Origin of the sequence: Streptomyces sp. NPDC005202 (assembly GCF_040608235.1) — a bacterium.
Classification (GTDB): Bacteria; Actinomycetota; Actinomycetes; order Streptomycetales; family Streptomycetaceae; genus Streptomyces.
This window is the reverse complement of the sequence record NZ_JBEXHW010000038.1, coordinates 54,430-64,847: the sequence shown is the minus strand read 5'-3', so window position 1 is coordinate 64,847 and position 10,418 is coordinate 54,430. Positions and strand designations below refer to the sequence as shown.

Here is a 10,418-nt window from a genome sequence, read left to right as displayed (position 1 = left end):
GACGTCCTCACCGGGCAGCGCGGTCTGCTGGGCCTGGGCGGCCTCCAGGGCGGTGGCCGCGACCGTGTCGGCACTGCGCACGCCACGGTTGGCGAGCCATGCGCCCGTCCGAAGCCGTGACCCACGAGATCCACGGCGCCCGCTTCGTCTCGTACGCCACCCCCGCACCGGCAGCAAGGAGCTGTGCGCCTGGCGGGGCGAGATCCCGGCGGGGACGCAGGCCCCCGCGCACACCGTCACCCGGGAGGAGATCTTCCCTGCTCGACGGCGAACTGCTGATCACGCTCGACGACCGCACCGAGCGGGTCACCGCCGGCGACACGGTGATCATCAACTCCGGTGCGACCCTCGCCGTCGAGGTCCGGTCGGTCGGGGTCTCCTGGGTCACCACGTCCATCGGCCTGGAGGCGGAACTGGCCGACGGCACCCGCATCACCCCACCGTGGGCCAACTGACGCCCGCCAGAAGGCTCACGCCGCCAGCGCCCCCGGCATCACCGCCCGCGGTCCGAACTTCGCCCGCGCGCGGTCCGCGACCTCCTCGATGCGGCGGACCTTCTCGTCGACGGGGTCGAAGGTGAGCTGGTAGGAGGCCTGTTCGGCAGGGCCGAGGCCCTCGGCACGCAGGGCGATCGCGCGGACGCGGGCGCGTTGCAGGCCGAGGGCCTCGTACATGTCGTACGCGGCCCGGGTGAGCGCCGCCGTATGCGCGGTCGGCTCCCTGAGCGTGCGGCTGCGGGTCGTCGCGGAGCGGTCGGCGTAGCGCACGGTGAGGGCCAGGGTGCCGCAGACCTTGTCCAGGGCGCGCAGCCGGGCGCCGAGTTCCTCGGTGGCCGACAGGAGCGCCCGGCGGTGGCGGTCCCGGTGCAACTCGTCGCGTTCGAAGCGCCGTTCCGTCGCGAGGGAGCGGGAGACGGCGTTCGGTACCACCCGGCCGCGGTCGACGCCGTTGGCCTTCTCGTGCAGTTCGCGGCCGGCCTTCGCCCCGACCAGGCGCTGGAGCGTCGACAAAGGTGCGGTGGCGACCCGGCCCAGGGTGTCGAGTCCGTACTCGGACAGGGTGCGGGCGGTCGCCGCGCCGACGCCGGGCAGCGCGGCGACGGGCCGCTCGGCGAGGAACTCGGCGATGGCGTCCGGGGCGTCGGGCACCGCGCAGGTCACTCCGGGCCGGGCCTCGCGCAACGCCATGCGGGCCAGCATCGGGCCCGGCCCGGCGCCGATCACGCAGTCGACGCCGTGCAGCGCGAGGGCGCGGACCCGGATCACCGACGCGAGTTCGACCGCGCTGCGCCCGAAGTACCGTTCGGCGCCCCGCAGATCGACCAGCGCCCTGTCCGGCGGCAGCGCCTCGACGACCGGGGTGAACTCCTCCAGCAGCCCGAGCAGCCCCGGCAGGGCCGCCTCGTACATCGGGGGCAGCTGGAAACGGACGCAGAGAATGGTCATCCCGCACTCCCTGGACTCTGGTGCCACAACTTCCTTCCACCCGCCGGGCCTTCGCCCGCGGGACGCAGATCGGCCCAGGGGTGCATCTCGTACCCCGTGGGCATGCGGATCGTCCGGCCCTCCGCCGCATCGCCGTCCGGCTTTCGCTGTGGGACCGGCTGCGCCAGCCGCGCCGCCACCACGTCGAGGCCGCCCTCGGCACGCAGTTCGACCAGCTCGGCGAGGTTCCAGGCGGCCGCGCCCACCACGCTGAGGCTGCGCGGGCCGCGCCGCTGCACCACGCCGCGCACCAGCAGCAGCCAGGAGTGGAAGACGGTGTGCGCGCAGGCGTCGTGGGAGTCGTCGAAGAAGGCGAGGTCGACCAGGCCCGTGCCGTCGTCCAGCGTGGTGAAGATGACCCGCTTGCCGGACCGGATCGGCGGGGTCTGGGTGGCCGCCTTGGCGCCCGCGACCAGCACCGTCTCGCCGTGCCGGACCTCGCGCAGCCGACGCGCCGACACCACGCCCAGCTCGTCGAGGAACGTGCGGTAGTCGTCCATCAGGTTGCGCGAGGCGTCCATGGACAGCACGCCCAGCTCGGCGCTGAGCTTCTCCGCCGCGGACAGGTCCGGCAGCCCGGCCGCCGCGGTCTTCCGCCCGCCGGCCAGGGGGAGCTGGCCCCCGCCCGCGCCCCGGGTGCCGCGGTGCAGCTCGGCCAGGTGCAGTTGCAGATCACGGCGGTTGGCGCCGAACGCGTCCAACGCCCCCACCTGGGCGAGGCGCCCGGCGACGGGACGGCTCGGCCGCGCCCGCTCCCAGAAGTCCAGCAGCGAGTCGTACGGCTGCCCGTCCGCGATCCGCGCCGCCTCGGCCTCGCTGATGCCGTGCACGTCGGAGAGGGCCAGGCGCAGCCCCCAGACCCCTTCGGATTCCTTCGATCCAGACACCAGTTCGATACGGTGTGCGACCCCCGACCTGTTCACGTCCAACGGCAGGATCGGCACCCCGCGCCGCCGCGCGTCCGCCAGCAGCAGCCGTTTCGGATACATCCCGGGGTCGTGCGTGAGCAGCCCCGCATAGAAGGCGGCCGGGTGATGGGCCTTCAGCCACGCCGACTGGTACGTCGGTACGGCGAAGGCGACCGCGTGCGCCTTGCAGAAGCCGTACGAACCGAACGCCTCGACGATCTCCCACGTCCGCTGAATCGTTTCCGCGTCGTATCCCTTCGCCGCCGCGTGCTGCGCGAACCACACCTTGATCCGCCCCTGCGACTCCGGGTCGGACAGCCCGCGCCGCACGCGGTCCGCCTCGTCGCGCCCGCAGCCGGTCATGATGTCGAGGATGCGGATGATCTGCTCGTGGAAGACGACGACCCCGTACGTCTCCCTCAGCGGCTCCTCCAGATCCCGGTGCGGACAGCGGATCGGCGCCCGCCCGTGCCGCGCCTCGATGAACGGCCGCACCATGTCGGCGGCGACCGGCCCCGGCCGGAAGAGCGAGATGTCGACGACCAGGTCGTGGAAGGTGGCCGGCTGCAGCCGCCCGACCAGGTCCCGCTGCCCCGGCGACTCGATCTGGAAGCAGCCCAGCGTCTCGGTGGAACGGATGAGCCGATACGTCGCCGGATCCCCCGGGGGCACCGCGTCCAGGTCGATCCGCTCCCCCGTCACCCGCTCCACCTCCGCGACGGCGTGCGCCATCGCCGACTGCATCCGCACGCCCAGCACGTCGAGCTTGAGCAGTCCGAGGTCCTCGACGTCGTCCTTGTCGAACTGCGCCATGGGGAAGCCCTCACCGCTGGTCGGCATGACCGGGGTACGGGCCAGGAGAGAGGCGTCGGACAGGAGCACTCCGCAGGGGTGCATGGCGACCCCGCGCGGGAGGGCGTCGAGGGCCTCGACCAGCTCCCACAGCCGTCCGTACCTCTCCTTCTCTCCCGCCAACTGCTTCAGCTCGGGCAGCTCCTCCAGCGCCGCGCGGGCGTCGCGGGCGCGGATGTGCGGGAAGGACTTGGCGATGCGGTCGATGTCGGCGGGGTCCATGGACAGGGCGGCACCCACGTCACGGATCGCATGCCGCACCCGGTACGTCTCCGGCATGGCGACCGTCGCGACCCGCTCGGTGCCGAACCGGTCGATGATCGCGCGATAGACCTCCAGGCGGCGCGCGGACTCCACGTCGATGTCGATGTCCGGCAGGACCACGCGGCGCTTGGACAGGAAGCGCTCCATCAGCAGCCCGTGCTCGATCGGGTCGGCGTGCGCGATGCCGAGGAGGTGGTTGACGAGGGAGCCCGCGCCGGAGCCGCGCGCGGCGACCCGGATGCCCATCTTCCGTACGTCGTCCACCACTTGGGCGACCGCCAGGAAGTAGGAGGCGAAGCCGTGGTGGGCGATGATGTCCAGCTCCTCGTGCATCCGCTCCCAGTACGCGCGCCGGTCGGCGTAGCCGCGCAGCACCATGCCCGCCGCCGCCCGGGAGGCGAGGGCGCGCTGGGCGGTGCGGCGGCCGGCGCCGACGAGGTGCGGCTCGGGAAAGTGGACGGTGCCGATGCCGAGGTCGTCCTCGGGGTCGACCAGGCACTCGGCGGCCGTGGCCCGGGTCTGCTCCAGCAGGCGGTGGGCGGTGTCGCGCCGGAAACCCGCGGCCTCGACGATCCGCTCGGCGGCCTGGAGCATCAGACCCGCGTCCTTCAGCCAGGCCTCGCCGGAGTCCAGTTCCCTGGTCGCGTCGATGGGGACCAGGCGGCGGGCGGCGTCCAGCACGTCGGCGACCGGGCCCTGGCCGGGGTCGGCGTACCGGACGGCGTTGCTGAGCACGGGCCGGATGCGCTGCTCGGCGGCGAAGCCGACGGTGCGGGCGGCCAGGCGCAGCGAGCCGGGGCCGGTGCCCTTGCGGCCGTGCCAGACGGCCTCCAGGCGCAGCGCGTCGCCATAGACCTCGCGCCAGGGGGCGAGCAGCCGGGCCGCGCGGTCCGGGCGCCCGGCGGCGAGGGCTCGGCCGACGTCGGAGTCGGGGCCGAGCAGGACGGTCAGGCCGTCGGCGTGGTTGTCGACCCAGGACAGCAGCGGGGTGCCCGCAGCGGTGTGGGCGGCGGTGACCAGGCGGCACAGATCGGCCCAGCCGCGGGCGCCGTCCCGGGCGAGGTAGGTCACACGGGGGGCCGACTCGTCGATGAAGGCACCGCCGCGCACGGGCGCCCGGCGTCGCTCCCGGCGTACGGACGCGTACGCGTCCCGGCGTACGGACGCCTCCCGCCGGACGGGCTCGGGCTCCGCCACCGCCAGTTCCACGCCGAACAGCGGACGGACGCCCGCCCTGGCGCAGGCCTTGGCGAAGCGGACCGTGCCGGCGAGGGTGTCGCGGTCGGTGAGCGCGAGGGCGTCCATGCCCCGCTCGGAGGCGCGCTCGGCCAGCCGCTCCGGGTGCGAGGCGCCGTAGCGCAGGGAGAACCCGGAGACTGTGTGCAGATGCGTGAAGCCCGGCACACACACCTCCCGCACTCGTGAGCCCTCGCGAGCTCTCGAACATCAGTTCCCAACTCTCCCACCCCCACCATAGACCAATTCCCGAACGTGTGTACGACGACCGTTCGGGCGTGTCCCACCTGCGCAAACGCCCGGCGGCCCGGACCGCGGGGACATGACACAGCCCATCGGCGCCGGCACTCCGACCCAGCGCGAACGGCGCCGTCCCGCTGCCGGTGCCGCCGCCGTTCCGGCGATCGGGCCCGCCCTGCCACCGGGCGCGGGCACCTGGACGGCGCGCTCGATCGCGTACTCCCACGGCCGTGACGGCCCCGCTGCTGGGCCGCGGAACACGTGACGGCCCCGCTGCTGGGCCGCGGAACAAACGGGCCGGCGTCCGGCCGCAGTGAGCCGGGAGGCGGCGCGGCCGCAGTGAGCCGGGAGGCGGCGCGGCCGCAGTGAGCCGGGACGCGGCGCCCATCGGCCACGAGGGCTCCTCGTGTACGACGCAAGAGCCCCGCCCCCTCGCGCGCGGGGGCGGGGCTGTCGCGGGGGCGGGGCTGTTGCGGATCCCGTGGGGTGGTCAGCCGATCTGGGCGCCGGTGGCCGACAGCGCCTCGGTGACCGGCTGGAAGAAGGTCTCGCCGCCGGAGGTGCAGTCGCCGCTGCCGCCGGAGGTGAGGCCGAGCGCGGTGTCGCCGTCGAACAGCGACCCGCCGCTGTCGCCGGGCTCGGCGCACACGTCGGTCTGGATGAGGCCGCTGACCGTGCCCTCCGAGTAGTTCACGGTGGCGTTCAGACCGGTGACCGTGCCGGTGTGCACGTGGGTCGTGGAGCCGCTGCGGGTCACCTTCTCGCCGACGGTCGCCTCGCCCGCCTTGGTGATCTGCTGGGTCGAGCCGTTGTAGAGGTCGACCGCGCTCGGGTGGTCGACGCTCGCGGTGTACTTGACCAGGCCGAAGTCGTTGCCCGGAAAGCTGGACTGCTCGTTCTGGCCGATCACGTTGCCACTGGAGTCCGACCAGGTGGAGATCGCCTGCGTGCAGTGTCCGGCGGTGAGGAAGTACGGCTGGCCGCCCTTGACCACGTTGAAGCCGAGCGAGCAGCGGCCGCCCGAGCCGGTGATGGCGTCGCCGCCCGCGACGAAGGGCTTGAACTCCCCCTTCGAGCGCTTGAGTTCGGCCTTGTTGCCGAGTCCGTCGACGACCTTGCCGAGCTTGGCCCACTCGGCCTTCGAGACGGTCTTGTCGGCGGTGACGACGACCTTGTTGGTGACGGGGTCGGTCGCCCACGAGGTGCCGGGGATGGTCGCGTCCTGCTGGAGCGTGGTGCGGGCACTGTCCAGCTCGGCGAGGGAGTTCTCGACGACTCTGGCCTTGGCGCCGGCCTGCTGGGCGGCCTTGGCGGTGGTCGCGTCGAGCACGTTGACCACGAGGTTCCTGCTCTTCGCGTCGTAGTACGTGCCCGCCGCGTCGGCGCCGAGGTCCTTGACGAGCCTCGAGGCGAGGTTTCCGGCCGCCGTGGACGACAGGGTCTGAGCCACGGGGGTCTTCGGGGTCTCGCTGGCGTTCGCACTCTGGAAGGTGACTCCCGCGGCGACCAGTGCGGCGATGCCCGCACCTGCCACGGCCGCACGGCGCCTGGGTATGCGTCGGTGCTTCAACTCTCGTCCTCCTGTGGGGGGTCGGCCCGCGAGCTTGTGGGGATCTCACGAACCGGAAGGCGGTTGAACGGCGCCTACTATTCCGAGGCCGACAGCAAACACACAAGGTCGAGTTCTGGACGCACATACGTCAACCGGCGTACACCCCCTATGTTCTGACCGCCCGTGGTCACCCCAGCTGGGTCCATCAGCATTCGCATTGCAAACACTACGGGCGAGTAACCGATGCGCAGCCCGCGAGATCTAGTCCTGTCTTGATTTCGGCCCTTCGCCACCCTGATCCATGCGAGGTTCCGACACTGCGGGCGCTGCGGGCAGTTGCTGCTGAGCCTTCTCCAGGAACCGCAGCAGCTCGACCGGGAAGGGCAGCACGAGCGTGGAGTTCTTCTCGGCGGCGACCGCCCCGTCACCGTCTGCAGCAGCCGCAGTTGCAGCGCCGCGGGCGTGTCCGCCATCTGCTGTGCCGCCTCGGCCAGCTTCTTCGACGCCTGGAGCTCGGCGTCCGCGTTCATGACCCGGGCCCGGCGCTCCCGGGTCGGCCTCCGCCTGCCGGGCCATCGAGCGCTTCATGGTCTCGGGCAGGGACACGTCCTTGATCTCGACACGGTCGATGGTGACGCCCCACTCCACGGCCGGGCTGTCGATCATCAACTCCAGTCCCTGGTTGAGCTTTTCGCGGTTGGAGAGCAGGTCGTCCAGCTCGCTCTTGCCGATGATGGACCGCAGCGAGGTCTGCGCCCCTCCAGGAGCGAGCCCCCGCACACCAGTTGTGTGCGGGGGCTCACCTGCTGCCGGCTGCAGGTCAGGCCGTGCGGGTGACCGGTTGCGGGGGCGTCAGTAGACGTGGACGCCGTAGGCGCTCAGCGCCTCGGTGACCGGCTGGAAGAAGGTCGTACCGCCGGAGGTGCAGTCGCCGCTGCCGCCCGAGGTCAGACCGTAGGCGACACCGCTGTTGGAGTAGAGCGGGCCGCCGGAGTCGCCGGGCTCGGCACAGACCGTGGTCTGGATGAGGCCGTAGACGATGTCGCCGCCGCCGTAGTTGACCGTCGCGTTGAGCGCGGTGACGCTGCCGCTGTGGATGCCGGTCGTGGAGCCGCGGCGGTAGACGGTGGTGCCGACGGACGGCGTGGCCGCGCTGGTGATGTCCACGCTGCCCACGGTGCCCGACTTGGTCACCGAGCTGTTGGTGTAGCGCACGATGCCGTAGTCGTTGCCGGGGAAGGAGGAGCCGGCGGTGGTGCCGAGCGTGGTCGAGTGCGACGAGTCCGACCACCAGGTGCCCGCACCGTCGGTGCAGTGACCGGCGGTCAGGAAGTAGTAGTTGCCGCTGGCGTCCTGGACGTTGAAGCCCAGCGAGCAGCGCCAGCTACTCGCATAGATGGCGTCGCCGCCGGAGATCAGTTTGTTGAACTTGCCCGGGGTGTGCTTGATGGTCAGGGCGCCGGAGTTGGCACCCGCCTGCCGCTTGATCTTGGCGATCTCGGCCGGAGAGACCGTGCTGTCGACGGTGACGACGACACGGTTGGTCTTGCTGTCGACCGCCCAGGCGGTGCCCGGGATGTCGGCCTTGAGCACCGAGTCGCTCGCCTTGGTGAGCTGGGCGGTGCTGAAGGTGGTCGTGTCGGACGCGTTCGCGCTGGGGACCGCGAACGCGGCGGCGGCAACGAGCCCGGTGGAGACGGCGATCAGCCGGGTCCGTCTCGTAATGCCGCTGCGAGGAGTGGTGCGCTTGATCCTCACTTTTCGTTCCTCCACAGGGGAAGTCGGGGGCCCGCGTGGGGTCGGGGCCCGTGAGGCGCAGCCAGGGAGCACGCGTCCGGATTCCGGACACGCCGTGCCCCTGACAAGCGCTGTGGGGGGAGTATTCGGCCGAACGGCCGGTAGGCGCAAGGGCGCCTTTCGGCCGTGCGACTGTGTGTGATTCGAGTGGGCTGTGTGCGATCAGGACGAGTTGACGCTCCGTCAGCAGCGAGGACAACCTTGCCTCAGAGCAGGGTGCGCTCCCCCGCCGGTATCGCAAGGCCCAGGGTGTTCCCCGGCGGCGGGAACGGGCAGATGAAGTGGTCGGCGAACGCGCACGGCGGAAGAAGGGCGCGGTTGAAGTCGACGATTGTGCGCCCCTCGGCGTCCGGGGCGCCGGGGTACAGGAACCGGAAGCGGATACTGCCGTCCCCGCTGGTGGCGTCGGCGAACACCGCCCACAGCGAACCGTCCTGCCGCACCGCGACCTGGAGCGTCAGTTCCTGTCCGTCGAGCGTGAAGGCCAGTTCCCCGGCGAGCCCGAGACCGCGCTCGCGTCCGTCCGCGTTCCGCACGCGCACGGTGCGGCTCTCCTCGTACGCGGTGAAGCGCCCCGGCACCGACCAGCGCGGATCGTAGGCAGTGGCCTCGATGCCCCGGAACGCCCGCCGCGCCGCGGCGGCGGGATTGAAGTCCCGTATGCCCCATATGCCTTCGCGGACCAGCACGACCAGCCGGCGCTCACCCAGCGCGACCCGGGCGGCGTCCACCGCTCCGGTGTCGGCGACGAGCCGCACCTGACCGCTGAAGGGCTGCCCGTCGACGGTCAGACCGTCCGCCTCGGCAGCGGTGAGCACGACCGTGTCACCGTCGGCCGCCCAGGTCCCGGGGATGTCCGGAATTCGACCGTCCGGATAGTCCTCCAGCCAGTACGTGCCGGACAGCGCGAGTGGCCCGTAGGGCGCCGACACCGTTTCGACACGGTGTTCGTGCCACTGCTTCCACGCGTCGGATGCGTCCGTCGTCATGTGATCAACCCTTCCATGCCGGGCTGGGCAGGCAAACCGAGGTGTGAGCGCAGAGTGACGCCCTGGTATTCCGTGCGGAACGCGCCGCGCTCCTGGAGCAGCGGCACCACGCGGTCCACGAAGTCGTCCAGTCCGCCGGGGGTGAGATGCGGGACGAGGATGAAGCCGTCGGCGGCGTCACGCTGTACGAACTCGTCGAGTTCGGCGGCGACCGCCTCCGGGGTGCCGATGAAGGACTGCCGGCCGCTCGCCTCGATCACGGTCTGCCGGATGGACAGCCCCTTCTCCTTCGACAGCGCCCGCCACTTCTCGGCGAGCGCGACGGTGTCGCCGCGCCGGGTCCGTCCCTGCGTGAGCTGCGCGTCCGGCACCGGGTCCAGGTCGGGCAGGGGCCCGTCGGGGTCGTACGCCGACAGGTCGACGCCCCAGATCTGCTCCAGCGCGAGCATCGCGTTCTGCGGGGAGATCTGCCGCTTGCGCATCTCGCCGGCCTTCTCCTGGGCCTCGGCGGCGGTGTCGCCGAGGACGACGGTCACGCCGGGCATGATCTTCAGGTCGTCGGGTCCGCGGCCGTACTTCGCCAGCCGCCGCTTCACATCGGCGTAGAAGGCGCGCCCCGCCTTCAGCGTGCCGTGCCGGGTGAAGATCACGTCGGCCGTGGCGGCCACGAACTCCCGGCCCTCGTCGGAATCCCCCGCCTGGATGACGACCGGATGGCCCTGCGGCGAGCGCGGAACGGTGAACTCGCCCGCGATGTCGAAGTGCTGCCCTCGGTGCGCGAACGGCCGCGACACGCCGTCCGGCGTCCACGCGTCCCACAGCTGACGTGCCTGGACGTGGAAGGGCTCGGTGTGCGTGGTGGTGACCGTGGGGACCAGGCCGACGCGGTGGGTCGCGGGCGCCACCCGGGACAGGACGGTCAGCGCGTCGGGGCCGGGGCGCGCGAAGCTGTCGTCGAGCGTCACGAAGTCCAGGCCACCGCTCTCGGCGAGCCGCGCCAGCGCGACGTAGGAACCGGCGTCGTACGCCGACTGCTGATCGACGGCGGCCGCCAGGTGCAGCAGCCTCCGGCCGTGCGGTGCGGTCATGTGGGGGA

General features: G+C 72.0%; 6 protein-coding genes and 3 pseudogenes. 2 read left to right on the top strand and 7 right to left on the bottom strand.

Annotated features, from left to right (window positions below; all coding sequences use genetic code 11):
- Window positions 1-98 precede the first annotated feature (98 nt).
- A pseudogene (locus tag ABZV31_RS33325) lies at window positions 99-455 on the top strand (cupin domain-containing protein).
- 15 nt (window positions 456-470) lie between these two features.
- Here ABZV31_RS33325 and ABZV31_RS33320 read toward each other — a convergent pair.
- Together ABZV31_RS33320 and ABZV31_RS33315 are read right to left on the bottom strand one after the other, a co-directional pair.
- Window positions 471-1,445 (bottom strand): hypothetical protein, encoded by a 975-nt coding sequence (locus ABZV31_RS33320; protein ID WP_355900593.1) that lies wholly within the window; start codon window positions 1,443-1,445, stop codon window positions 471-473.
- Window positions 1,442-4,912 carry a DNA polymerase III subunit alpha gene (locus ABZV31_RS33315; protein ID WP_355900592.1) on the bottom strand — a complete coding sequence of 1,157 codons (3,471 nt, stop codon included), beginning with the start codon at window positions 4,910-4,912 and terminating at the stop codon, window positions 1,442-1,444. The genes ABZV31_RS33320 and ABZV31_RS33315 overlap by 4 nt, the downstream gene beginning before the upstream one ends.
- A 185-nt stretch (window positions 4,913-5,097) precedes the next feature.
- Here ABZV31_RS33315 and ABZV31_RS33310 point away from each other — a divergent pair.
- Window positions 5,098-5,204, top strand: a pseudogene (locus ABZV31_RS33310) (DUF3533 domain-containing protein); the annotation flags it as partial.
- 270 nt (window positions 5,205-5,474) lie between these two features.
- Here ABZV31_RS33310 and ABZV31_RS33305 read toward each other — a convergent pair.
- The 5 genes and pseudogenes from ABZV31_RS33305 to ABZV31_RS33285 form a co-directional block, all read right to left on the bottom strand.
- The gene (locus ABZV31_RS33305) at window positions 5,475-6,554 is read right to left on the bottom strand and encodes a S1 family peptidase (protein WP_355900591.1); all 1,080 of its coding nucleotides are present in this window, start codon (window positions 6,552-6,554) and stop codon (window positions 5,475-5,477) included.
- Window positions 6,555-6,797: 243 nt separating this feature from the next.
- Window positions 6,798-7,292, bottom strand: a pseudogene (locus ABZV31_RS33300) (SPFH domain-containing protein); the annotation flags it as partial.
- A gap of 96 nt (window positions 7,293-7,388) precedes the next feature.
- Entirely contained in the window at window positions 7,389-8,294 is a 906-nt protein-coding gene (locus ABZV31_RS33295) for a S1 family peptidase (RefSeq protein WP_355900590.1), read from the bottom strand.
- A 245-nt stretch (window positions 8,295-8,539) separates the two neighbouring features.
- Complete coding sequence (locus ABZV31_RS33290; protein ID WP_355900589.1) at window positions 8,540-9,322, bottom strand: DUF1684 domain-containing protein; 783 nt, start codon at window positions 9,320-9,322, stop codon at window positions 8,540-8,542.
- On the bottom strand, window positions 9,319-10,410 hold the full coding sequence (locus tag ABZV31_RS33285; protein ID WP_355900588.1) for an LLM class flavin-dependent oxidoreductase: 1,092 nt from the start codon (window positions 10,408-10,410) through the stop codon (window positions 9,319-9,321). The genes ABZV31_RS33290 and ABZV31_RS33285 overlap by 4 nt, the downstream gene beginning before the upstream one ends.
- Window positions 10,411-10,418 lie beyond the last annotated feature (8 nt).